This is a genomic window from Streptomyces sp. NPDC059917, assembly GCF_042730635.1.
Taxonomy (GTDB): domain Bacteria; phylum Actinomycetota; class Actinomycetes; order Streptomycetales; family Streptomycetaceae; genus Streptomyces.
On sequence record NZ_JBHWLC010000004.1, the window covers coordinates 151,006 to 177,064 of the forward strand.

The window sequence follows — 26,059 nt, forward strand, 5'->3', positions numbered from 1 at the left end:
GGGGGGGGGGGGCGTGCCGGGGGGGGGGGGGGGGGGCGGGGGCGGGGGGGGCGGGGGGGGGGGGCCCCCCCCCCCCCCCACCACCCGGTTGACCGGTCAGGCGATGGAGAAGGTCACGACCGACTGGTAGGTGTCCGCGAACATGAACGGCGGGAGCTGGATCATCCCGGCGCCGCCGACGGCGAACTCACCACCGGTCAGCTCGTCCCCGCCGGCCGCCTGGGAGGCGACCTTCATCGGGGTGTCCGTGATCGCGCCGGGGGTTCCGGCGGAGCAGGTGCTCGGGCTGTCCGCGTTGGTCACGGTGCAGGTCGGCTGGATGCCGATCTGGGCCTTGGCCATGGAGTGACCGGTGGTCTGGTTCAGGAACGGCGTACGGGTCGCCGTCACGTCCCAGCCCAGGGTGCCGCCGCGGAAGTCCTGGACGGTCGCGGCGTTGAACATGCCGACCACCGACTGGGCCTTGCCGTTGATGGTGACGGAGCCGAAGCTGACGGCGGGCTGGCCGTCCTTCGGGCCCAGCGCCAGCGGGCCGGGGAGCACCTCGACGTCGACCGGGTTCTTCACGCCCGCCTGGTCCTCCAGGAACACGAACGCCTTGGCCGGGGCGATCGAGCCGTCGATCTTGATCGCGTCGGCCTTCTTGGTGACCGTGATGTTGCAGGTGGCGACGCCCGACGCGTCGGCCGTGCCTGTGCCGGTGTCACCGGTGGCCGCGCCGCCGAGGAGGGCGGAGCAGGTCACGGCGCCCGCGGGGAAGTTGGCGCCGGTGGCGACGACGGCGGTGCCCGCCTTGCCGCTGTTGGGCGTCACCTTCGTGGTGATCGGGTCCTTGGGCAGGGCTTCCACGGCGACCGAGCCGACCGAACCGCTGGGGCGCGGGCCGGGCGTGCAGGTCGTGGTGTACACCGTGCCGCCGAGGTCGGCGTCCGTGATCACCTGGTCGATGGTGATCTGGACGGTGGTGCCCTCGGTGCCGTCCGGGATGGTGATGTTCCCGCTGAACGCCGGCGGGTCGGCCTTCTTGTTGGCCTCCTGGTGGCTGGGCACGGCCGGGCTCGTGACGGTCTGGGCGACCCCGCCCACGAACAGCTTGGCCTTGATGGTGTTGACCGTGTCGATCGTGAACATCGGGATGACCGGGGTCTCGCCCGGGTCGATGGTGATCGGCACGGACTGCCCGGCCTTGGCGCCGTCCGGGAGCGTGATCGTGAAGTCCTGGTTGCCGTTGGCACCCGGCTGCGGCGCGGGGGCGACGCAGTTCATGGCGACCGGCGTGGTCTTGGTCGCTGCCTGAGCCGAACCCGCCAGGCCCACCACGCCACCCGTCAGGGCCAGGGAAAGGGCGCCCGCCCCGGCCAGAACTCTTCGTCGGAACGTTGTCGTACTCACTGGGTCGCGACTCCTTCGTCAAACGAACCCTCCCCCCACCCGCTGTGGGGGAGAGGCCGAGCCGGTGCGGTGGCCGATATTGACGCGTCGCGGTCATGAGAAGTCAATGACTTGCTTTCGCCCGAAGCACTCAGAAATTGATGTCCCATCAGAACGGGGCGGGGAGTGGTCGGGGTACCGACTGGTCGGTGGGGTCGCGGGTGGGGCGGGTGGGGTGTCCCGCGGGTGTTCCGGGTGCGTCCGCACCTAGTCCGACCTGCGGATTCCGTCCCGCGAGGCCGTGACGCCGTACGGCCCTACGGAGCGGGCTGCACGGGCGGGGCGGAGGGCGTCACGGGGGCGGGTGCGGGGGCCGTCACCGGGGCGGTTACCGGGGCGGGCGCGGGCGCCGTTACCGGGGCGGGTGCGGGGGCGGGAGCCGGTACCGGCGCGGGCACGGGCGCGGGTACGGGCGCGGGGGCCGGGGCCGTCACGGGTGTGCGCGGGGTCTGCAGGAGCAGGTTCGGGGTGCGCACCGGCAGGTTCGTGATCTTGTTGACGGCCGCGCTCCCGGTGATCACCGCGGCCACCTGTGCCGGGGTCCCGGCCGTTCCGGCGGCCAGGATCAGCGCGGCGGTACCGGCCACGTGCGGGGCGGACATGGAGGTGCCCGACAGGGTCCGGACGGCGTCGGGAGCGCCCTTCCAGGCCGAGGTGATGCCCAGACCCGGGGCGAGGACGTCCACGCAGCGGCCGTAGTTGGAGAAGGAGGCCCGCCGGTCGGTGGCGTCGGTCGCGCCGACCGTCAGGGCGCTCGAGGTGCTGGCGGGGGAGGAGTAGCAGGCGTTGGCGTTGTCGTTGCCCGCCGCGACGGTGAAGGTGATGCCGGAGGCGACGGCCTTGGCGACGGCCCGGTTCATGCCGAAGCTGTAGCTGCCGCCCATGCTCATGTTGGCGACGGCCGGGCCCCCGCCCGCCCTCCTCGCCTTGAGCGCGTGGCCGATCATCCAGTCGATGCCCCCGATGATGTCGGAGACGCTGCCGCTGCCCTGCTGGTCGGCCACCTTGACCGCGATCAGGCTCACCCCCTTGGCGACCCCGTAGGTGGCGCCGCCCAGGCTCGCCGCCACGTGGCTGCCGTGCCCGTTGAGGTCCTGCGCGGCCTCCGTGGTCTCGTTGGCCCCGAAGACGGCGCGGCCGCCGAACTCCGTGTGGGCGGTGTTGATCCCGGTGTCGAGGACGTACGCCGTCACGCCCGCGCCGGTCCCCGGGTACGCGTACGCCCCGTCGAGCGGGAGCGCGCTCTGGTCGAGGCGGTCCAACTGCCAGGGCGCCCGCGCCTGGGACCCGGGCCCGCCGGTGGTGTCGGAGCCGGTCGTGGTGCCGGTGGTGTGGACGAGGGCGTCGGGCTCGACGGAGGCCACGCGCGGATCGGCGGCGAGTTCGGCCGCGCGGGCCGCCGTGGTCCGTACGGCGAAGCCGCTCAGGGCGGTGTCGTACACCCGGTCGACGGTGTCGCCCGCCCGCGCGGCCTCGGCGGCCAGGGCCCGGGCCGGGGCGCGCGTGGAGGTGTCCTTGAGGACGACGACGTAGGGGGCGGTGTCGTGGCCGCCGCTCGCGCCGGAGTGCGCTTGCAGGGGCAGCGCGGTCGCCGCCAGCAGGGCGGCGGCGGGGAGCAGCGCGGTGATTGCGGTCATGCGGCCGATGCTCGGCGAGGCGGGGAGGGTGCGCGCGGAGGGTGCGCCGAGTGGGCGCACGACACGCCGCCCAAGGGGGGTTCGGTGTGACGGATGTGACGGGTGGGACATGCCCCGGGCGCACCCCGTCGCGTCAGGCCTCCGGAGCCGCGTCCTCGGCGGCGCCGAGGGCCCAGCCGCGCATCGTGAAGACGCCCTCGTCCACGGCGCCGGCCGAGCGGTACGTCGCGAGCGCCGCCTCGTTGTCGGTGTCCACGCCCACCCACATGCCGTAACAGCCGCGCGCCCGGGCCTCGTCCGCGAGCGCGCGGGTCAGGGCGCGGCCGATCCCGCGGCGCCGGTGGCCCTCGTCCACGCTCAGCTCGTACAGGCACATCTCGGTGCCCTTGTCGGGGTGGCTCATCTCGACGCCGGAGACCATGCCCGCCGGTACGCCGTCCACGTAGGCGATGAGCATCAGGTGCCCGGCGGCGGCGAGGAACCGGGCGGCCCGGTCCTCGCGGGCGGGGCCGTCGAAGAGCCCCTCGGCGGCGACGAGTTCGGCAACGCTGCGGGCCCGGCGGATGTCCATGCCGCCAGGCTAGGGCCCGGCGGGCGCGTTCAGGCCGTGGGGCCCGCCTGTACGGCCAGCGCGGCCGCGTAACCGCGGGGGGCCGGGAGGTCGGTCAGGGTCCAGCCCGCGACCGCGGCGGGGGCGGGGGCGGAGCCGACGTACGGGTCGACGAGGCCCAGGGCGAGGCCGGTGCCGGTGGCCTTGAGGTAGGCCTCCTTGCGGCACCAGATCCGGGACAGGGCCGACGGCCGTCCCGACGCGGGCAGCGCCTTCAGCTCGGCGGTCTCGTCGGGGTGCAGGGTGTGCAGTACGTCGCTCACGGCTTCGGGGCTCGGTATCGCCTCCACGTCGACCCCGAGCGGAACCCGGGAGAAGGCGAAGTAGGCCAGGTCACCGCTGTGCGAGAGCGAGAAGTGGATCGCGCCGCCGGCGACGGCGGGGCGGCCGTGCGGGCCACCGCAGCAGGGGCAGACCTCGCGGACGAGCGAGACCCGCTCGGGGGCCAGGCCCAGATATCCGCCGAGCAGGACCCGCAGCCCGACGTGCGAGGCCAGGTAGCGGTGCCGGTCGGCCTGCTGGCGGCGGCGGCCGGCCTGGTCGCGCTCGGCCGGGTCGAGCAGGGACAGCGCCTCGGCGACGCGGTGTCCGCCGACCACGTCCAGCGTGGTGTCCAGGGCCCACAGGGACACGGCGCTGCCCTGGGGCAGCGCGCCGATCCGCGGGGCGCCGCCGCCGAGTTGGTTCACGTACTCGATCACCTGAACGAGGGTAGTCGAGGCCGGGGGCGCGCAACCAGGGCGGTCCGGTCCCGTGCTCCGGCGCACGTCAGCGCGTCGCCGTGGCGCCGGCCATCGTCGCCGTGGGCGGGACCGCGCCCGGGGTCACCGAACCGTTGGTCCAGGCGTAGACCTTCTGTCCGCGCACCACGACGTGGTAGCGGCCCCGGCACTCCGGGCTCGCCCCGCTCCCCGTGTCCTTCGGCCACCACTTCGCCGCGAGCTTGGGGCTGCCGGGCTGCGCCGGGGCGTCCGCGCAGGGGGATCCGCCCATCGGGGTCCGGCCGAGGGTGAAGCGGATCAGCTTCGCGTCGCCCGTCGTGTGGGCCTTGACCCGGACCCGCTTGGCGTCCTGCGGGATCCAGTCGGGCAGGGCGAAGGCGGGGTCGCCCTGCTTCGGCGCGTCCGCCGCGGTGGCGAACGTCTTCTCCTCGTTGTCGAAGAGACGGGCGTTGACCATGTCGGTCACCGGGTTCGGCGGGAGGTTCGGCAGCGCGACGGCGGCGACGGCGAGGACTCCCACGGTGGCGAGGGCGATGACGAAGGGACGCTTCATGTCTTCCAGTGTTGCCGCCGCGATCCCCCGGCGGGTCCGCCCTGCGGACGAACCTCTATTCACCGCAAGTCTGATACGGATATCCGCCCCCGCCCGCCTCTCCCTTTGGACAGAGGAGCCGATCCACCGTGAGGTGCACGCGGGAGACCCCTGCGACCTCGGATAATCCGGGATATGTCTTTTATGGGGCGCACGATGGCCCGCGCCGCGGCCGAAGCGGTCGGCGGCGGACTCCTCATTCTTGCGGCGTACGAGGTGCTCAACCGGATCGGTGGCGCCCTGGGGCTGAACGCGAAGCTCGCGCTGACCCTCGTCGCGCTCGCGGTCTTCGTCGTGCGCCGCCGCTTCCCCGAGGTCGCGCTGGTCCTCATGGGCGCCCTGCTCGGCGCGATGACCGCCCTCGCCCCGCTGGCGGCGGTGACCGCGTACACGGTGACCCGGCGGTTGGCGGGGACCGGGCGGCGGGCCGCGGTGTTGCTCGCGGCCAGCGCGGTGACCGTCCCGACGGCGGGCCTGGCCGTCTACCGGCAGACCGGCGGCACCTGGGACTACGGGCTGACGGTCGGCGCGATCCTGGCCGCCGTCGCCGTCCTCGTGCCGGGCCTGGTCGGCGCCTCCGCCGGCCAACAGCAGCGGCTGCTCGTCGCGCTGCGGGAGCGGACCGCCGCCGCCGAGGAGGCCCGGCGGCTCGCGGACAGCGAATCGCGCATCCACGAACGCTCGCGCATCGCCGCCGAGATGCACGACCTGGTCGGTCACCGGCTCAGCCTGATCTCCCTGCACACCGGCGGCCTGGAGATGGCGCTGCGCGGCCAGCCCCGGGAGCTGCGCGACAGCGCCGCGTTGATCCGGCAGGCGACGCGGGACGCCATGCGGGAACTGCGCGAGGTGCTCGGGGTGCTCGGGCCGCTGGGCCGGGACACCGGTACGGACGCGCTGACCGACGCCACCGGCACCCGGGCCGACATCGAGGCGCTGGTCGCGGAGTCCCGGGCGGGCGGGGTCGCCGTGGACTTCTCCTGGACCGGTCCGGACACCGACCGGCTGGAGGCGCGGGTCCGCCGGGCCGTGCACCGGGTGGTGCGCGAGGCCCTGACGAACGTCCACCGGTACGCGGTGGGGGCCGCCGTGGAGGTGGCCGTCGCGCACACGGCGGCGCTCGTCGAGGTGAGCGTGGTCAACGGCGCCCGCGCCGCGGCCCCCGATCCGCGGGCGGCGCCCGTCGGGTCCGGGCGCGGGCTGTCGGGGCTGCGCGAACGGGTCTCCCTGCTCGGCGGCATGCTCTCCGCCGGCCCCTGGGGCGTCGGCTTCGCCGTCGTCGCCCGGATCCCGGTGGGCCCCGGCCGTGGCGCCGCGGCCGCCGACGCCCGGGACCGTACGCGGGAGGCGGGGAGCGCGGCCGAGGAGGACGAGGGGCGTGCGCACGAGGGGAGCGCGGCCGCGGGGGCGCGGGCCGGGGCCGGGAGCGCGGCCGACCCGGACGCCGGTGACGGCTTCGCCGTGCGGATCGCGGCGGAGGCCGGGCGGCTGCGCCGGGCCCCCCTCCTGGTGCCCCTCGCCCAGGCCGCGTCCGCGCTGCTGGGTCTCGCCGGGATCGTGGCCGTCCTCGCGGCCGGCTTCCAACTGGCGGCGCACGCGCAGCCCTCCCGCTACGTGGCGCCCAAGCCGCCGCGGATCGGCATGGACCGGGACGAGGCGCGGTACGCGGGCGTCGTGGACTTCGGCCTCGCCCGCGCCGCGGCGGCGGGGCACGAACCGCCCCGGCCCGCGGGCGCCTCCGAGTGCGTCTTCCCGTACGTCGGCGACCGCGACGCGGAGGACGCCGACGTCCTGCGGCTCGTCCGCTACTGCTTCCGCGGCGGCATCCTGACCACGATCGACCGATTCGAGGTGCCGATGGCGCCGAGGAGTTCACGATGAACCGGATGAACCAGCAGCCCGGCCCCGACCACGCCCCCGACGGTGCTCCCGACCACGCCCCCGGCCCGGCCTCCGGCGCCGTCGTACGGGTGCTGCTCGCCGACGACGAGCAGATGATCCGGGCCGGGGTGCGGATGATCCTGCGGCACGCGGGAGGCATCGAGGTCGTCGCCGAGGCGGCCGACGGCGCCGCCGCCGTCGAACTCGCCGCCCTGCACCACCCGGACGTGGTGCTCATCGACATCCGGATGCCCGTCCTCGACGGCCTCGCGGCGATCGGCCCGCTGACCGCCCTGGAGCCCCGGCCCCAGGTGGTCATGCTCACCACCTTCGGCGACGACGACAACGTCCTGCGCGCGCTGGCCGCCGGAGCCACCGGCTTCCTGCTCAAGGACGAGGGCCCCGACGAGCTGATCAGCGCCGTACGGTCGGCGGCCGCCGGTGACGCCGTGCTCTCGCCCGGGGTCACCGCGACCGTCATCCGGCGCATGCTGGAGGGCGGCGGCGCCGTGCGACCCGTGCGCGGCCCGGCACCGGGAGCCTCCGACGCCCGGATCGCGGCGCTGACCGAGCGCGAGCGCGAGGTGCTGGGCCTGCTCGGTGCCGGGCTGGCCAACGCGGCCGTCGCGGGGCGGCTCGGGATCGGCATCGGCACGGTCAAGACGCACGTCGGCTCGATCCTGGAGAAGACGGGCTGCACGAGCCGGGTGCAAGCCGCGCTGCTGGCCCACGAGGTGGGCCTCGGCGGCCCGGCGGCCCCGGCGCCCGGAGCCTGACGCCCGAACCGGCCGGGCTACGTCAGGCAGAGCACGGCCAGCGCGGGCAGCCGCCGGGTGATCTCCTCCTCGTCGTCGAAGTCGAAGTCCCACTCCGGGTCGAGGTCGGGGTAGCTGATCGTGAGCGAGCCGTCCGGCAACTCCGTCCCGGTCGCCGCGCGGTAGGCCTGCCAGACGATGTCCAGGGTGTCCTCGCACTCCAGGCCCTCCGCCACGGCCGCGGCGACCGCGGGCAGGCCCGCGAGCGAGTCGGGATCGGCCAGCGCCCGCTCGAACGCTGCCCGGCCCCGGGTGATCAGCCAGCCGCGGAAGTAGTCGAAACCGTCGTCCGAACAACCGCCGTTGATCAGGTAGGCGGCGGCCCACAAGGGGCTCCGGTACGACTGCGCGAGCAGGTCCCACAGGACCTGCTGCGCCCGCGCGATGTCCGCGGGGGGCAGCCGCGCGAGCAGCGCGGACGCCTGGCCCGCGATGTCCTGTGCGGCCGGGTCGGCGCCGGTGCGCGCATCGGCGCCCGCTCGGGTCCGGGCCTCTTCGATCAACTGCCAGAAGCGCTCTTCGTCCATGGGGCGATGGTGGCACCGGGGTCTGACAACGGCGGCCGGTCGACGGGCGCGCGTCGGCGTGCGGGGTGGTTCAGCGGCATGGGGAGATCAGGTCGGGGTCCGGGTCCGGGTCGAGGCCCGGCGCGGATGCGGATGCGGACGCGGATGCGGGCACCGGGTCGGGGGAGGACCGCAGGTGCGGGAACCGTTCGACGTTGGCGATGCGGCGCGCCCAGACCAACGCCGCCGCGTCACCGACGGGGTTCGGTTGCCGGGCCAGCCCGGCCGGTCCGCCGGCCGCGACGGTTTCGCCCCACCGGGCGAAGTGCTCGGCCTCGTCCTCGTCGAGCAGCTCGAACAGCGGCCGGCCGAAGTCCGGCGCCGTTCCGGCAGCCGGCCCGGTGGTCGAGGAGCGCCGGAACGCCTCGACCAGGGAGGTCAGTTCGTGGTCCTCGTCGTCGAGCCACTCCGGCAGCCGCCGGACGTCCAGCCGCCGCAGGTCCGGGCGGCGTACGTCCGGACCCACCGATCCCGGGCTCCGTGAGGCCGTGTCGCGCGAGCCGGGGCTCCATAACTCGGGGCGCCGCGAGTCCGGGCCCCGTAACTCAGACCCCCGTAACTCCGACCTTCGTAACTCCGATCCGCGTAACTCCGGGCCCGGTAACTCCGATCCCCGTAACTCCGGGCCCGGTAAGCAGGGGGCGTGCCGCAGCAGGATCCGGGCGACCCGCGCGTCGGGGGCCAGCCCGGCGTGCCAGTCGGCCAGTTCGCCGAGCAGCGCGGCGTGTTCGCGCTCCAGCCGCAGCACCAGCGCGACGGCGGCGGTCAGACGCCGCCGGTCCCGCTCGCCGTCCGGCGCGTGCTCGGTGAGGGCGAGGTAGTCGACCAGGACCGTACGGGCCCGCGGCTCGTCCCCGGGGTCGTCCGTGCCCAGCAGCAGCGCGTCGGCGCCGAGGGCGCTCATCGCGTAATGCGCGCCCACCACCTCGGGCAGGAACGGCCCGGGCAACCGGGCGAGCGCCAGGTGGAAGGCCGCGTGCAGCAGGGTCAGGGGGCGCGCCTGGGAGCGCCGGAGGAACTCCGGGGCGCCGGGGGCGGGCAGCCGTACGCCGAGTCCGACGAGCGCCGGGCCGCGGCGTCGGGCGCAGCCGGGCAGGAGGAGGGGCGCCCGCTGGCGCAGGACGAGGCGCCGGGTGGCACGGCCCCGCCCGATCAGGTCCCTGAGGAGCGGTTCCAAGGCGCCCCGCTCCGCGCGGACACGGTCGGCGATCGCCTCCCCGTCCGCGTCCGCGTCCGCATTCGCCTCCCCGGTGCCCGGGCCGGGGACCCCGGTGGGCGCGGACAGGAACGCGTCCAGGATCCGGCGCGCGACGAGCGCCGTCGTCGCGCGCCGAGCCCCGCGGGGGTCGGCCGGGCCCTCCTCGACGGGGCCCTGCTCGACGGGGCCCTGCTCGTCCGGGGGCCGCGCACCGCCGCGGTCCTCGTCGTCGAGCAACCACCGGAACACGGCGGCGGGTCCGGCGGCGAGCACCGCGGAGGCCCCCTCCCCGGCGTCCGTATGAGCGTCCATCGGGCCTCAGTCCTCCGTGGTGGTCGGTGCGTCCGCCGTCATCAGTGCGTTGACCTCGGGGTAGGGGAGGGCCTGGGCGCCGAAGCCGAAGGTGCCCCGCGTACGGATCTCCTCGGCGGCGCGGACCACCGCGCCGAGCGCGGCCCGCGACAGCGCGGAGCCGACGCTGATCCGGCGCACGCCGAGCTCCCCGAGCTCCGCCACCGACAGCGCGAGCGCGGGCGAGCCCATCAGGACGTTGACCGGGCGGTCGACGGCGGCGCACACCGCGCGCACGGACCCGGCGTCCGGGAGCCCGGGCGCGTACAGCACGTCGGCGCCGGCGGCCTCGTACGCCCGCAGCCGTCGGATGGTGTCGGGGAGGTCCGGTCGGCCCTGGAAGAAGTTCTCGGCGCGGGCGGTCACGGTGAAGGGGAAATCGAGCGCGCGGGCGGCGGCGACGGCCGCGGCGACCCGCTCCACCGCCTCGTCCAGCGGCCGCACGGGGTCCTCGGCGCGGCCGGTCGAGTCCTCGATCGAGCCGCCGACCAGCCCGGCCGCGGCGGCGAGCCGAATGGTCTCGGCGACCTCGTCCGGCGTCTCGCCGAACCCGCTCTCCAGGTCCGCGGAGACGGGCAGGTGCGTCGCGGAGACGATGACCGCGGCGTTCGCCAGGACGTCGTCCCGGGAGACCCGGTTGGTGCCGTCGGGCAGGCCGAGCCCGTAGGCCAGTCCCGCGCCGGTGGTGGCGAGCGCGGCGAAGCCGAGTCCGCCGAGCAGGCGGGCGGTGCCCGCGTCCCAGGGGTTGGGGACGACGAAGGGGCGCGGCTCCTCGTGGAGCCGGCGGAAGGCGAGGGCGCGGGCGAGCTGGTCCGCGGGGTCGAGCTGGTTCACGGCGGGGCTTCCTTCGGGGTGGAGGGCGTACCGATCGCGTGCGTAGGCGCATTTCGGCCAGCATCGGCCGGAATGCGATGGTCGTCCGTGGGGCCCTCGGCCGCGTGCCGGACGTCAGCCCTTCGGCACCACCGGGCGGGCGGGGCGCCGCCGGGACACGGCGACGCCGCTCAGGCAGACGGCGCCGCCGAGCAGGGTCAGCCAGCCCGGCACCTCGTCCAGGGCGAGCCAGGAGATGAGGATCACCACGGCCGGCACCGCGTAGGTCGTCGCGCCCATCTTTCCGGCGGTGGTCCGCGACAGCGCGTACGCCCAGGTGGTGAAGGCGAGCGCGGTCGGGAAGAGGCCCAGGTAGACGACGTTGAGGGTGGCCGAGGCGGGGGCCCGCGAGAGGTCGGAGACCAACTGCCCGCCGAACGGCAGGCACAGGACCGTGCCGATGACACAGCCGAAGGTCGTCACCTGGAGCGGGGTCGCGTGGTTCAGCGCGGGCTTCTGCAGCACCACCCCCGATGCGTAGGCCACGGCGGCCAGCAGGCACAGCAGCAGGCCCCCGACCGACGAGGAACCGTTTCCGGAGGTCGAGAAGCCGACGATGACCGCGCCCACGAAGGACACGGTCATACCGGCCAGCAGCAGCGGCGGGAACCCCTCCTTGAGGAACCAGCCGCCCAGCAGCGCGATCAGCACCGGGCCGATGTTGACGACCATGGCCGCGGTCCCGGCGTCCACCAACTGCTCGCCCCAGTTCAGGACGACCATGTAGACGCCGAACCAGAGCAGCCCGGATCCCAGGATCCCGGGCCACGCCTGCCGCGGCGGCACCCCGCCGCGCTGCATCACCAGGAGGAGCGCCAGGACCACGGACCCCGTCAGGAGTCGCCCGAGCGCGAGGGCGCCGGGGGTGAAGTGCTCGGCGGACGCGCGGATGGACACGAACGCGGAGGCCCAGAGCAGCACGGTGACGGCCGCGGCGAGCAGCGCGCGCCGGTCCGTCCCGGAGCGTTCGGAGGTGGACGAGGTGGTCATCCCCGCAATCTAGGTACTCCACGGATGCCCGAACAAGATCGGCACACGCGACGTGTCACAACGGCCCGGACGCATCGTGCGATACCGCACCATCGCCCGCGCCCGCGCCTGGATCCGTGCCCGGATCGCCCCCCGGATCGCCCCCCGGACCGACCGCCGGATCGGTGGCGGGGTCCGTGCCCGCCGGGGCCCACCGCCGCCGGACGATCCGGCGGCACCGGCGGGCGCGCTCGGCCACCGCGCCGTCCAGCGAGGACAGTTCGTCCAGGTAGCGGAGCAGGTCGACGACGGGCTCGTGGTACCCCGACCCGTCGAGGAAGACGGCGGTCGCCTCCGCGAGGTCGTCGGGCACGCGATCCCCGTCCGCGCCGGGCTCGTGCGGCGCCGGGAGCAGGACCCGCAGCAGCGCGAACAGCCGGCCGACCTCCGCCGCGAAGGGGCCGGACAGCGGAGCGCGGAGCACGTCGGTCCACTCCTGCGCACAGGCCGCGAACCCCGACTCCCGGGTGTCCAGCAGCACCATCTCCAACCGGTACCCCGGGTCGTCGGGTTCCAGGGCGAGGGCCCGCTCCAGGTCCTCGCGCGCCCCCGTCAGGTCGCCGGCCTGCCGCCGCGTGACGCCCCGCAGGACCATCGCCCAGACGGCGGTGGGGTCGAGGGCCAGCACGCCGGTGAGGTCGGCGAGGGCCGGACCGTGACGGCCGCACTGGCGGTGCAGGTCGCCGCGGGCGGCCAGCACCCAGGTGTTGGTGGCATCGAGCGCGAGGGAGGCGGTGAGGTCGGCCAAGGCCTCCTCGTAGCGGCCGAGTTGGCCGTACGTCTCCCCGCGCGAGCCCAGCACCCAGCAATCGCGGGGATCGAGCGCGAGCACGCCGTCGAAGTCGGCGAGGGCCCGTTCGTGGCGGCCGGCCTGGCGGTGGGCCTCGCCGCGCTGGCCGAACGCCCAGAGGAGGGTGGGATCCTGCGCGAGCGCGGTGTCGAAGTCGGCGACGGCCCGGTCGTAGCGGCCGGCCATGCGGTGGGCCAGGCCGCGCTGGGCGGCGGCCCAGGTGTAGGCGGGGTCGATGTCGAGCGCGCGGGTGAAGTCGGCGACGGCCTCGTCGTAGCGGCCGGCCATGCGGTGGGCTTCGCCGCGGGAGTCGAGCGCCCAGGTGTAGTCCGGGTTGAGCGCGAGCGCGCGGGTGAAGTCGGCGACGGCCTCGTCGTAGCGGCCGGCCATGCGGTGGGCCTCGCCGCGGGAGTCGAGCGCCCAGGTGTAGTCCGGGGTGATCGTGAGCGCCCGGGTGTAGTCCGCGACGGCCTCGTCGTAACGGCCGCTCTCGCGGTGGGTCCGGCCGCGTTGCGTGCGGGCCCAGACGTAGTCGGGGTCGATGTCGAGCGCCCGGGTGAAGTCCGCGAGGGCCGCGTCGAGCCGCCCGCTCTCGCGGTGGGCCTCGCCGCGGGAGGCGAAGGCCCAGTCGCTGTCGGGGTCGGCCTCGATCGCGCGGTCGAGGTCGGCGATGGCCTGCTCGTGGTGTCCGGCCATGCGGTGGGCCTCGCCACGGCGGGAGAGGGACCAGGAGTCGCCGGGGTCCATGCCGAGGGCGATCGTCAGGTCGGCGACGGCCCGTTCGTAGTCGCCCAGACAGCGGTGGGCGTCACCGCGCAGGGCCCAGGGGCGGCCGTTCAGGGGATCGGCCTCGATCGCGCGGTCGAACTCGACGACCGCCTCCGCCTCGCGGTCGTCGACGTAGAGCTGCCGGCCGCGCAGGGTGTGGGCCAGGGCCCGTACGGACTGCGGCAGGTGACCGTGGTTGAGCAGCCGGGTGAGGCAGTCCAGCACGGGCTGGTCGCCCGCCACCGCCTCCTGGAGGCGCTCCGCCCAGCGCGCGAGGTCGGGATCGGAGGTGTCCCGGGCGGCCTGCGCCAGGGCGTCCGTGTACTGCCACAGGGCCGCGGGATCCTCCCCGGCCGCGTGGACCGCCAGCTCCAGCGTCTGCGGCAACGCGGCCGTGGGGTGCGCGCAGAGCCGGTGGTACGCCTCGTCCAGCAGGTGCCCGCGCCACAGGACGTCGCCCCACCGCTTCGCCTCGGGGAGTCCCGCCTCCACGGCGGCCCGCCAGTCGGCGTGCGCATCGGCGAGCCGCAGGTGCGCGTCGGTCCAACGGCGCGGCGAACGGGTGCGCTGCTGGCGCACCATGCTCGCCCGCACCACCGCGTGGTACTGCTTGTGGCCGCCGTGGCCGGTCACGAAGGGCTGCCCGCACCACCACGTCCACAGCTCCAGCGCCCCGGGCGGCACGGCCGCGGCGAAGACGTCCTCGTTGAGCCGCGGGGCCAGCGCGCAGGCCAGGACGGCCTCGCGCTGGAGCAGGTCCGTGCACCACTGCACGAACCGGTCGACCGCCGCGTCCACCACGTCGCCGCCCGAGTCCACGTCCTCCGCGGAGCCGGGCTGGGCCAGCGCGAGGAGTTCCACCAGCAGCGGCAGCCCCATGGACAACTGCCACACCGCCTCCACCACCCCCGGGTCCGTCACCCCCCGCGCGGCCAGCAGCGCCCGCGTCTCGACCTCGGTGAACTCCTCCAGCGGTACGTCGGCCACCTGCGCCCGCAGCGCGGCCCACTCGCGCTCGGCGAGCTCGTCCCGACCGGCCAGCACCACCATGACGTTGACCGCCACCGGCCCGAAGGCGTCGTCGAGCAGGTCCCGCAGCCATTCGTCCAGGGCGCGGCCGGTCTGCTCCCAGGTGTCGAAGAACAGCACCACCCACGGGTACCGGTCGCAGAGCCGCCCCAGTTCGGTGACGAACACCCGGCTCACCCCGGCCGCGTCACCCCCGCGGGCCCGGCGGCCGCGCCCGCGGACACCGGCCCGGAGCCGGTCCAGGCCCTGGGCGGCCGCGTCCGGATTCGTCATCGCCGTCACCACCGAGGCGCCCGGCAGCAGCGAGGCCGTGCCCAGCGCCGCCTGCGTCACGAGCCGACTCGACAGCGAGGCCTGCTCCTGCTGCGCGTCCTCCGCGGGCATCGGCTCGGCCGACGCCTCCAGCTCCCGGCGGTACTGCTCGGCGGCCCGGTCGAACTCCTTGAGCGGACCGGCCTGCTGCGCCAACTGCCGGGCCAGCTCGACCAGGGTCCGCTGGACGCCCTGGACGTCGCCCTCGTCCACCACCGCCGTCACCGCGCCCGCGCGCCGGGCCGCCTCCTGCCACTGCCGCAGCAGCGTGGACTTGCCCACCCCGCCGACCCCGCGCACGTGGAAGAGGAACTCCGCCGGGTCCACGTCGGACTCCGGATCCTTGGCCAGGTTGTCCGCGAACAGCGACAGCTGAGCCCGCCGCCCCACGAACTGCCCCCGCGCCCGCTGCCGGATCAACTCCCCGCGCGAGCGCCCCCGCTGCCCCGCCATCGCCACCCCGTCCCTCGCCGGCGTCCCCGCCCCGACACCCCGCCCGCCGCCCCGGCCGAGCGGCGGCGACCGTCCGTACGGACACTCTCACGCGGTCCCCCCTCCCGTCCCCGGAAAACCCCCGCGGAGCACGGCGGTGATCCGGCCCTTACCGGGGCGCTACGAGTGGCTCGGTAGGGTCCGGGGACCCATGCGAAAGCCCTCCGCGGGGGAGGGCTTCGAGGTGGTGGAGAAAGAGTGCCCCCGGCAGGACTCGAACCTGCGGCCAAGTGCTTAGAAGAGGCTTGCTCAGTGGCCCATTCCGTCGGCTTTGACCTGCGCGGTTGTCGACCGGGGGTGCTTCCGCTGTCGCGCGCTCACCACCTATGCGCCGGATGGAGCGCTTCCGGTGGCGGCCTCGGCGGCGATGCTCAGGGGTGCCGCAGTGGCAAGGCTTTCCCCGCACCGGGGGCTGTGTCTCAAGGCCGAGGCGCGTGAAGCCCTGGTTATCCAACTGCGCACGAGCAGGCGCCCGCCGTAACCTCGTCTAGTTCCAGTCGCGTTGTCGTGAACGACGCGGGCGCGGGAGTCTAGGGGGCGATGTGAATCCGGATGGGTCTATTAGTGTCAAGTGGTGGCTGCCGGACAGCTTGCCAAAAGAGCTGTTGAAAGCACTCAGGTCAAAATTGAATGCTTTCGAAGGGCTGGATTTGACTTGCGGAGCTTGCGAAGTCGCGATCGAGATTCACCACGGGGTTGTTATTTCGGTTCAGTTGATGCGAAGAGATAATGGCCTCGGAATATTTTTGACACACGCTCTCTGCGCTGCGCCCCGCCTGCACGTCGATCCGATGGACATCTCACTTAGCCAAGGTGGGAATACTCGGCAAGTTCACTACCGCGCGGCAATGAAACCTTCAGGAGAGCCGGTACTCCTTCTTGATATTTCATCCGTCGTCCATGGAATGCCAGAGAGGAATCGTAGCGTTCTGTCGGCGACTCGCGCATACGCAGAGGCGCATGGATTTGCGTTGGCTCTGGATGTGAGCTTGGACCCCCTGCCCAAGACTGGCTCTAGCGACACGAAGATAGTGATAGCTGGGAAGCGTGCCTTTATCACCAGCAAGGGGGTGGGCATCACGGATGAGCTAGATATGTCAGCCGCCAGCGAACGCTGGCACGCCGCAGTTGCTCAGGTTGGGCAAGTGGAGGTTTTTGCTGGTGTTGGGCTGCTTAGGGTTGGGTTTCCGGATGTCAGATACAAATTCTCGGCAGTTGCGCATGGACGTGTGCGCGCTACCATAGTGGATGGTCGCGACTATGTGGCGCCCGCAGAAAATCCAGACGACGGAATGTATAAAGTCCTTAACATAGCGCCCGGCGCCCAGCCGACGGTATTCATGTTGGATTCAGACATCGTCGTGTGTGTCGACCGCTGGTTCCATGGTTCGGGCAAGCCGTTCACGCCCACCATGCGCCGTCAACTCGTTGGCCTGCTGACTGCTCGAACCCTCATCGGGCCTATGCACGTCGACTTCACGCTAGGGGTGGCAGAGAATTGCTGGGGCCGATTCTCTGACCAGGTGGATAAACATAGAGCGCGAAAGATTCTGCGGGCCCTGCATACCGTGATGAACCTAGATTCAGAAGCGCTCATGTATCTAATAAATCAGGGCGGGCGGCCGTCAGATTTGGTTCAGTCGGTGGACGGCTTTTCTGTGGGCATGCCCAAGAAGGAGTCGGAACTGCAGACGATGTCTTACGCTTTGGTGTTGAAGCTCCAAGGGGTTTATCGCAAGTCTCGTGGTGCAAACGTCCAGCGAAAATTGCGATTGCTCGAGGAGTATGTCGGAGCTCTTGATAGCGACTTCGGGTTCGTCGGGATGTATGAATTTCAAGTCGCGTGTGATTTCTTGTTTCCTGGTTGCGAATCGAGTGGGTATGCAGAATTGCTCTTGAAGCCAGGCAAAGAGCGTCGACTGCTCGAAAATAGCTGGGGTGCCGCGTGGGATCTCACGCACATGAGGCGAGCGGACCTTGCCCTGAAGGGAATTCATTGGGATGTTCCTGGTGTCGCTGCGCTTGTTTCGGGAGACAAAGCGTTGCAGTTGCTTCGCAATAGACTGACGGTTCATAGGTCTGTTGAAGTTCAAGGGGTTTCGGCTCTTCAAATGAATCTCAGTGCTCCAGAATTCAAGGATGATCGCGATGCTGAGCGGTTTGCGAGGGTCCTAGCCCAGGTTCAGGACATAATCAGTCGAAACCTGCATGTATCGCGAGAGCAGAACGTTGAGAGGGCGCGTGCGTTGATTTCGCAGTTGGAGGCGGAGGTGACCGTGTAGGAATCACCTGTCGAGCTTGGTCGGGTGTATGGCTTGCCGCCATGTGAAGGAGCGGAATGACCTTGAGATCGCGACGGCGTGCCGGCGGTTCTGATCAGCCGCTGCGGCAGGGCGGGTGAGGTCACGTGTGAAGCTGGACGCAGCGAGCCTCGTCACGATGAGGGCATCGAGGTCAGGGGGCAAATGCCGTAGGTCAGCCCACGGGGTGCCTACTTGCAGATCTCGGAGTCTCTGCGCCAGAAGATTGAGAACGGCAAGATCAGTGAGGGGCTTCCATCCGAAGCCGAGCTGATGCGCACCTACGGCGTGGGCCGGACCACCATCGGCCGGGCTCTTAAGGCACTCAGCTGAAGCCCGGCGATCTGCTCTTTCCGGGTGAGAAGGGAGAGATGCTCGCAGGGTCGGTCATCCGGCGGGCATGGCGGTCCGCGCGCCAGGAGGTTCTCACGCCCGAGGAGATCGCGTCACCCCTCGGCAAGCGCGTCTACGACCTGCGGAACACCTGCCTCACGAACTGGCTGAACGACGGCGTTCCCCCTGCACAGGTGGCGGAGTGGGCCGGTAACAGCGTCCCGGTGCTTCTGGCGGTCTACGCCCGCTGCATCGTCGGACACCTGAGCGATCTGAAGAAGCGGATCGAGGCCGGGGGAGACCTGCCCGAGGGCTGAGGGCTGCTCGGAAACGCCACCGTGTATCCACCGTGGGCACCCGTAGAAAGGGGCCTTCAGCCGGTGAGAGCTGGACTGCCGCCGGGGGCTTCCGGGTGGTGGTCCGGCCCTTACCGCGGCGCTACCGCTGTCTCGGTAGGGTGCGCTGACCTGCACGAAAGCCCTCCCTGGAGGGAGGGCTCGCGGTGGTGGAGAAATGGTGCCCCCGGCAGGACTCGAACCTGCGGCCAAGTGCTTAGAAGGCACCTGCTCTATCCACTGAGCTACGGGGGCCGGAAGGTGGCCTTGTGGGGCCTGGAGCCCCGGGGTGGGGGTGGGACTGCGGTCCGTGCCGGGTCAAGGATAGGGCTCCGGCCGCCTTGTCCCGGTTGCTTCCCCCGCGTGCCACGATGTGGAGGTTCGGTGAAGCGGTCCCGATAATCGCAGGCAGGTGCGATTCTCGCATCGCTTTTGCGCCGCGGCGCCCCGGGTGTTGTGCACTCGTTATGCCTGTGCCCCACTCGTCCCGTCTGTCTGTGATGTCTCGGCAGGGGCGCGCCCGCCGTGGGGCGCCGGACCGGCGGCCGTCCGCCGCCCGCCCCCACGGGGGCCGCCCGGAGCCCGTCGGAAGTGGCCGGGATGCCCCACCCGAGTCGCGTTCGCCGCGCAGGAGGCGTATAAGCTTCAAAAAAGGTCACAAATTGGGCATTCTTCACATGTGGTGACCTTGGATGTTCGGCCTCAGCTGCTCGATGCCCTCTCCGCCGTGCGCGACCGGGTAGCCTCCGTGCGTCTACCGCTGCCCCTGCCCGGTGCCCCGCGCGCCCGTCAGACCAGGTCAGAGTTGCTCGCACAGCTCGACGACTACCTCGTGCCCCGGCTCAAAGCCCCCGAAGCCCCGCTCCTCGCCGTCGTCGGCGGGTCCACCGGAGCCGGGAAGTCCACCCTCGTCAACTCTCTGGTGGGCCGCCAGGTGAGTGAAGCCGGAGTGCTCCGGCCCACCACCCGTACGCCCGTCCTCGTCTGCCATCCGGATGACCACCACTGGTTCGCCGGCATGCGCGTGCTCCCCGACCTGATGCGCGTCTGGCTCCCGCAGGGCGAGGAGGAGGCCGTTCCGGTCGGCCCGAAGGGGCTCGGTCGCCGCTCGGCCGCCACGGGCGGCGGGCAGCCGCGCGAGGTGCGCATCGAGACCGTCAGCACCCTGCCGCGCGGTCTGGCCGTCCTCGACGCCCCCGACATCGACTCCCTCGTCGTCGACAACCGGACCCTGGCCGCCGAACTGATCTGCGCCGCCGACGTCTGGGTCATGGTCACCACCGCCTCCCGCTACGCCGATGCCGTCCCCTGGCACCTGCTGCGCACCGCCAAGGAGTACAAGGCGACCCTGGTCACCGTCCTGGACCGGGTGCCGCACCAGGTCCTGGGCGAGGTCTCGCGGCAGTACGCCGCGCTGCTCACCCGGGCCGGGTTGGGCGACGTACCGCGCTTCACCGTCCCGGAGCTGCCCGAGTCGGCCGGTGACGGCGGGCTGCTTCCGGCCAGCGCGGTGGCGCCGCTCTTCGCCTGGCTCAGCCACCACGCGCAGGACCCCGCCGCGCGGCAGCAGGCCGTCGGGCGGACCGCGCTCGGCGTGCTGGACTCGCTCTCGCGCCGGATGCCCGAGCTGGCCTCCGCCGTCGCCGCCCAGCACGCGGCCGCCGTACGCCTGACCTCGGCCGTCGAGGACGCCTACAAGCGGGAGGGCAAGCGGGTCCGCACCCGGCTCGACGGCGGCGCGGTACTCGCCGGGGACGCCCTCACCCGCTGGCGCGGCTACCCCCTCGACACCACCCCCGACGAACTCCTCGACTCCCTCGCCGAGTCGCTCGGCGCGCTGTTGCAGTGCGCCGTGGCCGCCGCGGACGAGCGGATTGCGCAGGCGTGGCGCCGGGAACCGGCCGCGGCCGCCGTCGCGATGCCGGCCCCCGACCAGGAGGCGGCCGAGCGGATCGGGATGGCCGTACGCCGCTGGCGGCGCGTCCTGGAGGAGCTGGCCGAGGAGGAGGTGGCCCAGCTGGAGAAGCAGCCCGGGCCGGATCCGGACGGCGTGGCCGCGCTGCTCGTCGCGGTGCTGCTCGGCGGCAAGCGGGCCCGCGTGGCGGGCGAGAAGCTGGCCGAGCGGGTCGGCGTCCAGGTCGCCCTGCGGCTGCGCGACCGCGGCGGCGAGCTGGTCGGCGCCCACCTCGACCAGGTGCTGCGCGGCGAACGCGACCGCCGCCTCGCGCCCCTCGAAGCACTCGAAGTGACCCCGGAACCCCAGGCGGAACTGATCGCCGCGCTGTCCGTGCTGCAGAAGGAGAGGTGACGCGGTGACCGCCCTGACCGACCGAACCGACGACCGTGATCACGACCACGACGACCGCGACGACCGTGACGACCGTGGCACCCGTGACACCCGCGACGCCCTCGGCGCCCGGGACCCCCGTGACCTGGCCCACGAGCGCGAGCACGAGCACGGGGGCGAGCACGGGCGCGAGCGGGGCGAGGAGGGGCGGCCGCGCTGGGACGACGGGTTCATCGCGCGGTCGCGCCGGACGGACCTGGGCCCGGGCGACGACGACCCCGACGGCGACGGCGGCGCCGACGAGGCCCTCGTACGGGCCGTCTCCGGCGCGGAGAACGACGGCGGCAAGGCCCCCGCCGCGCCGCCGCTCAGCCCCGAGGGCCAGGCGCTGCGCACCCGGCTCGAAGCGCTGCGCCAGCTGGTCGGACTGTCCCGGACCCGGCTCGACGGCAAGACGCTGGCCGAGGCGGGTCGGGTGCTCGACGAGTACGCCGCCCGGCGCGGGCTGTCCGCGCAGCACACGGTCGTCGCGATCGCCGGAGCCACCGGAAGCGGCAAGTCCACGCTCTTCAATTCACTCGCCGGGGTACAGATTTCCGAGACCGGCCTGCGCCGCCCGACCACCGCCGCGCCGATCGCGTGCAGCTGGTCCGACGGGGCGGCCGGGCTCCTGGACCGGCTGGAGATCCCCGGACGGCTGCGCCGGCGCCCGCGCGAGACCTCCGGGGCGGGGGAGCTGCGCGGGATGGTCCTGGTCGACCTGCCCGACCTCGACTCCGCGGTCGGCGCGCACCGCGACCACGTGGACCGGGTGCTGGCGCTGGTGGACGCGGTGGTGTGGGTGGTCGACCCGGAGAAGTACGCCGACGCCGTGCTGCACGAGCGCTACCTGCGCCCGCTGGCCGGGCACGCCGAGGTGACGTTCGTCGTGCTCAACCAGGTGGACCGGCTGCCCGGCGAGGCGGCCGACCTGGTCCTCGACGACCTGCGCCGACTGCTCGACGAGGACGGGATCGCCCTCGGCGAGCACGGCGAACCCGGCGCGACGGTCCTCGGACTCTCCGCGCTCACCGGCGAGGGGCTGGGGGAACTGCGCGAGATGCTCGGACAGTTCACCCAGGAGCGGGGCGCCGCGACCCGGCGGATCGCCGCCGACCTCGACCGGGCGGCCGGTCGACTGCGCCCGCTGTACGTCGCCGACGGGCACCCGGGACCGGAGATCGGCGAGGCCGCGCGGGCCGGGTTCGAGGACCGACTGGCCGAGGCGGTGGGCGCGTACGCGGCCGGGCTGGCCGCCGAGCGGGCCTGGCGGCGCAATGCCGGGAAGGCGTGCGGGACGCCGTGGTTGCGGCTGTGGCGCTGGTACGAGGGTCGGCGCGCCCCGCGCACCTTGGCCGGACTGGCCGCCCTGGCCGCGATCGGAGGGCGCGGTTCCGGGACGGCCCCGGCGCCGGTCGAGCAGGAGGTGACCGCCCGCCAGCGGGTGGAGCAGGCCGTGCGCACGGTCTCCGACGAGGCGGTCAAGGGGCTGCCCGATCCCTGGGCGCAGGCGGTGCGGGAGACCGCGGTGCGCGGTGGCGAGCTGCTGCCGGAGGCGCTGGACGAGCTGACGGCGACGGTCGCGGTGCCCGGCGGGAAGCCGCCGCGGCCCGCCTGGTGGCCCGCCGCGGTGCTGACCCAGGCGGCCATGACGCTGCTCCAGATCTACGGCGGGCTCTGGCTGGTGGGCCAGATCGTCGGAGTGCTGGAGCCGCTGCTGCTGCCGCCGGTGCTGCTGATGGTGACGGGCATCGTGGGCGGACCCCTGGTCGAATGGGCCTGCTCGATCGCGGCCCGCGGCCCGGCCCGGCGGTACGGGCAGGACGCGGAGCAGCGGCTGCGGCAGGCGGCGGCCGGGTGCGGGCGGGCGCGGGTCCTGGAGCCGGTCGCGGCGGAGCTGCTGCGCTACCGGGAGGTGCGCGAGCAGTACGCGACGGTGGCGAGGTTGTCCACAACCCGCCAGTAGTCCACAGGCCGGGGCGGGGTGCGGTCGGTCGGGGTCAGCATGGGTGGGACGTGCTGATCACCGCGACGGCCGGTGGACGAAGGCGAAGGTGAAGGGGAGGGGCGGGGATGAACGACACCCTGGTGACGTTGGTGGGGAATGTGGCGACGGGGATGGACTACCGGGAGTCGCCGAACGGAGCAGTGGTCAGATTCCGGTTCGCGGTGACCCCGCGCTACTGGGACCGGCAGCGGGAGAGCTGGAAGGACGGTTCGACCAGCTTCTACACGGTGTGGGCGAGGCGGGCGCTCGCCGTCAACCTGGCGGGGTCGGTCGCCTCGGGGGAACCGCTGGTGGTGCACGGGCGTCTGCGGGTACGGGACGAGGAGGGGGACGGGGACGGCAAACGGTGGGTCTCGGCGGAGATCGACGCGGTCGCCATCGGGCACGACCTCAATCGCGGGACCTCGGCCTTCCGCCGCATCGTCCGCACGGACGCCGTACTGACGGAAGCTCAGAAGGCGGCGGTGGGTTGAGTGTTCGAGGCCGCTAGGATTTCACGGAACTCACGGGCACCTGGGTCTATGGCCCGGAGGGGAAGACTGTGTCGATCGCCGTTCCCGCATCCTCTGCTGCATCCGCAGAACCTGCCGCATCTCCTGAACCTGCCGCGCCTGCTGAACCAGCTGCGTCTCCTGAACCTCTCGCGTCTGCCATGCCTGCCATGCCTGCCATGTCTGTCGCGTCCGTCGCGTCTGCCGTGTCCGCCTCGTTCACCGCAGCCGACAGGTCCGCCGCGCCGGCCGAATCGGGGGGCGGGCTGCGGGCCGCCGCACGCCGTCCGCTCGCCATGGCGCTGCTGGCCGCCGCGCTCGCCACCGCGCCGGGCACCGCGGTGGCCGCGGGGACGGACGGCGGGGGCGCCAGGCCGCCGGAGGGCGCGAGCGCCGTGCTGGACGGGTTGAAGACCTACGGGCAGGCGGTCCTGCGCACACAGGACGGCGGGGTGCAGCAGATCCCGGCCGGGTTGTACGAGATGCGGGTCGACGGCGGCGGGATGCTCCAGACGTACGGGGTCGGCCTGGCCGGTTTCGCGCAGCCGCAGGCGCACTACACCGAGACCGCCTGGAGCCGCAGTCCGCTCGGCGGGCACGGCGACGCGGGCCGGATCCGCTGGGTGTTGGAACACTCCTACCCCCAGTTGAACGACCTGGCCGGACTGGCCAAGGCCGCCGGGGCCGGATCGCTCACCGCCGAGAGCGCGGCGGCCGGGACCCAGGTGGCGATCTGGCGGCTGGCCGACGGCGCGCAGGTGGAGGCGTCCGACCCGGAGGCCGAGAAGCTGGCCGACTACCTCCAGCGGGTCGCGGGGCAGCTGCCGGAGCCGCCGGCCTCGTTGGGCCTGGATCCCGGCGAGGTGTCCGGGCCGGTGGGCAGCAAGATCGGTCCCGTCACCGTCCGGACCGGCGCCCAGAGCGTGACGGTGACCCCGGACGCGGCGGCCGTGGCGATGGGCGTGCGGGTGGTGGACGCCGACGGGCAGCCCGTCACCGCCGCGGGGAACGGCAGCAAGCTGTTCTTCGAGGTCCCGGCGGGCACCCCCGACGGGGTGGCCTCGGTGACCGTGCAGGGCGCGATGAGGGTCCCGGTGGGCCGGGTCTTCACGAGCGGGGAGCAGACCCAGGCGCTGATCGTCGCGGGGTCGAGCGAGTCCTCGGCCTCGGCCGTGGCCACCGCGGTGTGGCCGACCCGGGTGGTCCGGGTGCCGGCCGACGGCCGGCGTCCGCAGGGCTCGGCCGGGACGTCCGTGGGGCCGCCGACCGGTGCGACCCGGTCCACGACGGGGACCACGGGGACCACCGACGAGGAGCGGCTGGCGGCCAGCGGCAGCTCCGCGGCCACCCCGGTGATCGCCGGGCTGGCGGTGGGCCTGGTGGTGCTGGGCGGCATGGTCGTCCTGCTGCTGCGCAAGCGGCCGCTGGAGGAGGACGGGAGCGGTGCTCCGGCCCGGCCGGAGGACGACGGCGCGTAGGCCCGGAGCGGGATCGGATCGGCCGTACCCCGCCCGCAGCCGGTGCCCGCACCCCCGATCCGGACCGTCGCCCCGTGCGGGGGGGCCGTTCGGTGGGTCAGGCTGGTTCGAAAGGGGTTCGGCGGGTAAGGGCGTGGAATGGTTGATCAGGAACTGACCTGGCAAGGAGCGGTCGCCCGGGGCGACCGCGCGCTGTTCGACGCGGTGGCCCGCAGACACTGGCCCGGGGCCGACCGGGTGTTGCCCCGACTCGGCCGGGCCGCCAACCACGGGGTGCTGTGGGCGGGTGCGGCCTCGGCGCTGGCGGTGTTCGGCTCGGCCCGGGCCCGGCGCGGGGCGGTGCGCGGGATGGCCTCGCTGGCGCTCGCCTCCGCCACCATCAACACCGTCGGCAAGTGGTCGGTCCGCCGGACCAGGCCGCTGCTGGAGGGCGTGCCCGCCGCGCGGCAGCCGGCCCGGCAGCCCCGGACCACCTCCTTCCCCTCCGGGCACTCGGCCTCGGCCTTCGCCTTCGCGGCCGGGCTGGTACTGGAGTCGCCCGGCTGGGGCGCCGTCGCGCTCCCGGTGGCGGCCTCCGTGGCCTTCTCCCGGGTGTACACGGGGGTGCACTACCCGACCGACGTCCTGGCCGGGGCGGTGCTCGGCGTGGCCGCCGGGTGCACCGTCAGGTGGCTGGCCCGGGACATCGAGCGCCAGCGGGTCTCGCCGGGCAACGAGCGTCCGGCGGCCGACGCCCCCGCGCTGGCGGACGGCGAGGGGCTCACGGTGATCGTCAACCAGGGGTCGGGGACCGCCGCCGAGGTCGGGCTCGACCTGGTCCGAGAGCGCCTGCCCAAGGCCGAGCTGATCGAGTGCGAAGGGCCCGACCTGCCCGCCACGCTGGCCGCGGCGGCCGCGCGCAGCGCCGTCCTCGGGGTGTGCGGGGGCGACGGCACGGTGAACGCCGCCGCCACCGCCGCGCTGCGGGCCGGGGTGCCGCTCGCGGTGTTCCCGGGCGGGACCCTGAACCACTTCGCGCTCGACCTCGGGCTCGCCGGGACCGAGGACACCTGCCGCGCGGTGGCCGCGGGCCACGCCGTCAAGGTGGGCGTGGGCCGCTTCACGCCCGGTCCGGCCCGGGCGGAGCCGACCGACGACCCGAGCGCCGCCCCGGTGCCCGTGCCCGGTGCGACCGGCCGGGAGGAGTTCGGGTACTTCCTGAACAACTTCAGCATCGGCGCCTACCCGGAGCTGCTCGGGCACCGGCTGCGGTGGGGACCCCGGATCGGTGGCGGGCCCGCCGCGCTGCTGGCCTCCTGGAAGGTGCTGCGCGCCGAGCGCCCCGTACGCATGCGCCTGGCCGGGCGGAGCCGGGCCGTCTGGCTGCTCTTCGCGGGCAACGGGACCTACCAGGGCAGCGGCCCGACCCCGCGGCACCGGATGAGCCTGGGCGAAGGGCTGCTCGACGTACGCCTCGTCTTCGGCGGCGGGCGTCCCGGTCCGCGGCTGCTGGCCGCCGCCCTCGCGGGCCCGCTCACGCGCTCGCCCGTCCACACGGCGACCCGGCTGCGCAGCCTGCGGGTCTCGCAGGTCCCCGAGGGCACCCCGCTGGCCTACGACGGCGAGTACGCGCTGGCCCCCGGAGCCTTCGTCCTGGACGAGCTCCCCGACGCCCTCACCGTCTACCGCCCGCGGTGACGCCCGCACCGGGGC

General features: G+C 73.6%; 20 protein-coding genes and 1 tRNA gene. 10 read left to right on the plus strand and 11 right to left on the minus strand.

Annotation, left to right across the window (positions count from 1 at the left end; all coding sequences use genetic code 11):
• Positions 1-96: 96 nt before the first annotated feature.
• The 5 genes from ACFWAR_RS04045 to ACFWAR_RS04065 form a co-directional block, all read right to left on the minus strand.
• Positions 97-1,392 (minus strand): hypothetical protein, encoded by a 1,296-nt coding sequence (locus ACFWAR_RS04045; RefSeq protein ID WP_385772765.1) that lies wholly within the window; start codon positions 1,390-1,392, stop codon positions 97-99.
• 296 nt (positions 1,393-1,688) lie between these two features.
• A complete protein-coding gene (locus ACFWAR_RS04050) occupies positions 1,689-3,068 on the minus strand; it encodes a S8 family peptidase (RefSeq protein WP_385772767.1) in 1,380 nt (459 codons plus the stop codon).
• A gap of 133 nt (positions 3,069-3,201) precedes the next feature.
• Positions 3,202-3,639 carry a GNAT family N-acetyltransferase gene (locus ACFWAR_RS04055; protein ID WP_385772769.1) on the minus strand — a complete coding sequence of 146 codons (438 nt, stop codon included), beginning with the start codon at positions 3,637-3,639 and terminating at the stop codon, positions 3,202-3,204.
• 29 nt (positions 3,640-3,668) lie between these two features.
• Positions 3,669-4,379 (minus strand): 4'-phosphopantetheinyl transferase family protein, encoded by a 711-nt coding sequence (locus ACFWAR_RS04060; protein ID WP_385772771.1) that lies wholly within the window; start codon positions 4,377-4,379, stop codon positions 3,669-3,671.
• 67 nt (positions 4,380-4,446) lie between these two features.
• Entirely contained in the window at positions 4,447-4,953 is a 507-nt protein-coding gene (locus ACFWAR_RS04065; protein ID WP_385772773.1) for a hypothetical protein, read from the minus strand.
• 174 nt (positions 4,954-5,127) lie between these two features.
• Here ACFWAR_RS04065 and ACFWAR_RS04070 point away from each other — a divergent pair, with 174 nt between their 5' ends.
• Positions 5,128-6,873, plus strand: coding sequence for a sensor histidine kinase (locus tag ACFWAR_RS04070; RefSeq protein ID WP_385772775.1), 1,746 nt, complete (start codon positions 5,128-5,130; stop codon positions 6,871-6,873).
• Complete coding sequence (locus ACFWAR_RS04075; protein ID WP_385772777.1) at positions 6,870-7,649, plus strand: response regulator; 780 nt, start codon at positions 6,870-6,872, stop codon at positions 7,647-7,649. The genes ACFWAR_RS04070 and ACFWAR_RS04075 overlap by 4 nt, the downstream gene beginning before the upstream one ends.
• A 17-nt stretch (positions 7,650-7,666) precedes the next feature.
• On the opposite strand, the gene ACFWAR_RS04080 is transcribed toward ACFWAR_RS04075, so the two are convergent.
• From ACFWAR_RS04080 to ACFWAR_RS04100, 5 genes are all read right to left on the minus strand, one after another.
• The gene (locus ACFWAR_RS04080; RefSeq protein ID WP_385772779.1) at positions 7,667-8,215 is read right to left on the minus strand and encodes a DUF4240 domain-containing protein; all 549 of its coding nucleotides are present in this window, start codon (positions 8,213-8,215) and stop codon (positions 7,667-7,669) included.
• Positions 8,216-8,285: 70 nt separating this feature from the next.
• Entirely contained in the window at positions 8,286-9,764 is a 1,479-nt protein-coding gene (locus ACFWAR_RS04085) for a hypothetical protein (protein WP_385772781.1), read from the minus strand.
• A 6-nt stretch (positions 9,765-9,770) separates the two neighbouring features.
• Complete coding sequence (locus ACFWAR_RS04090; protein WP_385772783.1) at positions 9,771-10,637, minus strand: oxaloacetate decarboxylase; 867 nt, start codon at positions 10,635-10,637, stop codon at positions 9,771-9,773.
• Positions 10,638-10,751: 114 nt separating this feature from the next.
• Entirely contained in the window at positions 10,752-11,666 is a 915-nt protein-coding gene (locus ACFWAR_RS04095; protein WP_385772785.1) for a DMT family transporter, read from the minus strand.
• Positions 11,667-11,721: 55 nt separating this feature from the next.
• Positions 11,722-15,057 carry a tetratricopeptide repeat protein gene (locus ACFWAR_RS04100; RefSeq protein ID WP_385772787.1) on the minus strand — a complete coding sequence of 1,112 codons (3,336 nt, stop codon included), beginning with the start codon at positions 15,055-15,057 and terminating at the stop codon, positions 11,722-11,724.
• Between the two features lie 581 nt (positions 15,058-15,638).
• On the opposite strand from ACFWAR_RS04100, the gene ACFWAR_RS04105 reads away from it, so the two are divergent.
• The 3 genes from ACFWAR_RS04105 to ACFWAR_RS04115 all read left to right on the plus strand — a co-directional run bounded on the left by ACFWAR_RS04105 (position 15,639) and on the right by ACFWAR_RS04115 (position 18,046).
• Positions 15,639-17,378: a hypothetical protein gene (locus ACFWAR_RS04105; RefSeq protein ID WP_385772789.1), complete on the plus strand. Its 1,740-nt coding sequence runs from the start codon at positions 15,639-15,641 to the stop codon at positions 17,376-17,378.
• 213 nt (positions 17,379-17,591) lie between these two features.
• Positions 17,592-17,729, plus strand: a complete 138-nt coding sequence (locus ACFWAR_RS04110) for a GntR family transcriptional regulator (protein WP_385772791.1) — start codon at positions 17,592-17,594, stop codon at positions 17,727-17,729.
• 38 nt (positions 17,730-17,767) lie between these two features.
• Positions 17,768-18,046 (plus strand): hypothetical protein, encoded by a 279-nt coding sequence (locus ACFWAR_RS04115; RefSeq protein WP_385772793.1) that lies wholly within the window; start codon positions 17,768-17,770, stop codon positions 18,044-18,046.
• A 197-nt stretch (positions 18,047-18,243) separates the two neighbouring features.
• Here ACFWAR_RS04115 and ACFWAR_RS04120 read toward each other — a convergent pair.
• Positions 18,244-18,319, minus strand: a tRNA-Arg gene (locus ACFWAR_RS04120).
• Between the two features lie 433 nt (positions 18,320-18,752).
• Between ACFWAR_RS04120 and ACFWAR_RS04125 the strand changes: the two genes are divergently transcribed.
• The 5 genes from ACFWAR_RS04125 to ACFWAR_RS04145 all read left to right on the plus strand — a co-directional run bounded on the left by ACFWAR_RS04125 (position 18,753) and on the right by ACFWAR_RS04145 (position 26,044).
• Positions 18,753-20,372 (plus strand): dynamin family protein, encoded by a 1,620-nt coding sequence (locus tag ACFWAR_RS04125; RefSeq protein ID WP_385772795.1) that lies wholly within the window; start codon positions 18,753-18,755, stop codon positions 20,370-20,372.
• 4 nt (positions 20,373-20,376) lie between these two features.
• Positions 20,377-22,356 carry a GTPase gene (locus ACFWAR_RS04130; RefSeq protein ID WP_385772797.1) on the plus strand — a complete coding sequence of 660 codons (1,980 nt, stop codon included), beginning with the start codon at positions 20,377-20,379 and terminating at the stop codon, positions 22,354-22,356.
• Positions 22,357-22,463: 107 nt separating this feature from the next.
• Positions 22,464-22,871 (plus strand): single-stranded DNA-binding protein, encoded by a 408-nt coding sequence (locus ACFWAR_RS04135; RefSeq protein WP_385772799.1) that lies wholly within the window; start codon positions 22,464-22,466, stop codon positions 22,869-22,871.
• A 197-nt stretch (positions 22,872-23,068) separates the two neighbouring features.
• On the plus strand, positions 23,069-24,367 hold the full coding sequence (locus ACFWAR_RS04140; protein WP_385772867.1) for a TQXA domain-containing protein: 1,299 nt from the start codon (positions 23,069-23,071) through the stop codon (positions 24,365-24,367).
• Positions 24,368-24,505: 138 nt separating this feature from the next.
• Entirely contained in the window at positions 24,506-26,044 is a 1,539-nt protein-coding gene (locus ACFWAR_RS04145) for a bifunctional phosphatase PAP2/diacylglycerol kinase family protein (RefSeq protein WP_385772801.1), read from the plus strand.
• Positions 26,045-26,059 lie beyond the last annotated feature (15 nt).

What these genes read in the sequence shown, in the direction of transcription:
- ACFWAR_RS04050 (WP_385772767.1), bottom strand. Translation starts at nt 3,068, where the DNA reads ATGACCGCAATCACCGCGCTGCTCCCCGCCGCCGCCCTGCTGGCGGCG.
- ACFWAR_RS04055 (WP_385772769.1), bottom strand. Translation starts at nt 3,639, where the DNA reads ATGGACATCCGCCGGGCCCGCAGCGTTGCCGAACTCGTCGCCGCCGAG.
- ACFWAR_RS04065 (WP_385772773.1), bottom strand. Translation starts at nt 4,953, where the DNA reads ATGAAGCGTCCCTTCGTCATCGCCCTCGCCACCGTGGGAGTCCTCGCC.
- ACFWAR_RS04070 (WP_385772775.1), top strand. Translation starts at nt 5,128, where the DNA reads ATGTCTTTTATGGGGCGCACGATGGCCCGCGCCGCGGCCGAAGCGGTC.
- ACFWAR_RS04075 (WP_385772777.1), top strand. Translation starts at nt 6,870, where the DNA reads ATGAACCGGATGAACCAGCAGCCCGGCCCCGACCACGCCCCCGACGGT.
- ACFWAR_RS04080 (WP_385772779.1), bottom strand. Translation starts at nt 8,215, where the DNA reads ATGGACGAAGAGCGCTTCTGGCAGTTGATCGAAGAGGCCCGGACCCGA.
- ACFWAR_RS04085 (WP_385772781.1), bottom strand. Translation starts at nt 9,764, where the DNA reads ATGGACGCTCATACGGACGCCGGGGAGGGGGCCTCCGCGGTGCTCGCC.
- ACFWAR_RS04095 (WP_385772785.1), bottom strand. Translation starts at nt 11,666, where the DNA reads ATGACCACCTCGTCCACCTCCGAACGCTCCGGGACGGACCGGCGCGCG.
- ACFWAR_RS04100 (WP_385772787.1), bottom strand. Translation starts at nt 15,057, where the DNA reads ATGGCGGGGCAGCGGGGGCGCTCGCGCGGGGAGTTGATCCGGCAGCGG.
- ACFWAR_RS04115 (WP_385772793.1), top strand. Translation starts at nt 17,768, where the DNA reads ATGCTCGCAGGGTCGGTCATCCGGCGGGCATGGCGGTCCGCGCGCCAG.
- ACFWAR_RS04135 (WP_385772799.1), top strand. Translation starts at nt 22,464, where the DNA reads ATGAACGACACCCTGGTGACGTTGGTGGGGAATGTGGCGACGGGGATG.
- ACFWAR_RS04140 (WP_385772867.1), top strand. Translation starts at nt 23,069, where the DNA reads ATGTCTGTCGCGTCCGTCGCGTCTGCCGTGTCCGCCTCGTTCACCGCA.
- ACFWAR_RS04145 (WP_385772801.1), top strand. Translation starts at nt 24,506, where the DNA reads ATGGTTGATCAGGAACTGACCTGGCAAGGAGCGGTCGCCCGGGGCGAC.